The following is a 1,247-nucleotide window of genomic DNA, read 5'->3' on the forward strand; positions in this document are numbered from 1 at the left end:
ACGACGGCTTCTGGCTGCATCGTCTGCTGGAGGCCGCCGGGATTATGAACTTCGTGTTCGACCCGGCGAGCATTGCGGTGGAGCAGCGATCGCGGCGGACCAAGACGGACCGGATCGACGGCGAGCTTCTGCTGCGGACGTTGATGGCCCACTTGCGCGGGGAGCCGCGGGTGGTCCGGATCGTACGGGTGCCGAGCGTGGCGCAGGAAGACGCCAGGCGTTCCAGCCGCGAACGCGATCGGCTGGTCAAGGAACAGACGGCCCATACCAACCGGATCAAGGCGCTGCTGCGGCTGGCGGGCATCGCGGTCGGCTCCCCGCGTCGAGGCAATTGGCTGGACTGGCTGGCGAAGCAGCGCGATTGGCAAGGGCAGCCCCTGTCACCGCATCTTCTGGCCGAAGTGACGCGCGAACATGCTCGCCTGATGCTGGTCCGCAAGCAACTCGCCGCGCTGGAGCAGGTCCAGGCGACCCGAGCATTTGCCGCTCCCGAGCAGACGGTCGAGCAGCGGGATCGGCTGGAACGGCTCAAGGCCCTCGGTCCGGCTCTCTCCACCACGCTGACCCACGAGGTCTTCTACAAGGACTTCCACAACCGCCGCCAGGTCGGCAGCTACGTCGGATTGGCGCCCAGTCCGTGGCAAAGCGGCGGCATCGATCGCGAGCAGGGCATCAGCAAGGCAGGCAATCCGCGCGCCCGCGTCAAGGCGATCGAACTCGCCTGGCTCTGGCTGCGGCATCAGCCCGACAGCGAACTCAGCGGCTGGTTCCGCACCCGCACCGCCAATGCCGGCAAGCGGGCCAGGCGCATCGCCATCGTCGCACTGGCGCGCAAGCTGATGGTGGCGCTGTGGCGCTACCTCACCACCGGTCTCATACCTGCGGGGGCGACGATGAAGGCATAGCAGAACCGCACCGGCACTGCGCTTGGCCGCAGTCTGAGCGGGATGGATGATGACCGTGCCACCCTTGGGCTGAACAAACAGCCGTTTTGTAGATGGGTCTCATCTTCAGGGCTTCCTCGCCGCAAGCATGCGGAATGTGGGTCCGGACCACACCAGTCCGACCGGATATGAGGTGATGCAGTGAGCTGCATAAATCTTCGGAAGCCAATCCTCGCCCGGAACACGGTCGTCGCGCTGCGCTACGCATGGCTCCGCGCGCCGCCCTCCTACCTCGCGATCTCGCCCCAGACCAACAGAAGGGCCTTGACTCACAAATACCCATATGAGGGTGGGCAAAGGCGC

The 1,247-nt window shown here is 65.8% G+C and carries 1 protein-coding gene; it reads left to right on the forward strand.

Going from position 1 to position 1,247, the window contains the following annotated elements:
• Positions 1–905 (forward strand): IS110 family transposase (locus GGD63_RS39905; protein WP_183250662.1); only part of this gene is annotated, 905 nt, incomplete at its 5' end.
• Between the last annotated feature and the right edge of the window lie 342 nt (positions 906–1,247).

Origin of the sequence: Bradyrhizobium sp. cir1 (assembly GCF_014198245.1) — a bacterium.
GTDB lineage: Bacteria > Pseudomonadota > Alphaproteobacteria > Rhizobiales > Xanthobacteraceae > Bradyrhizobium.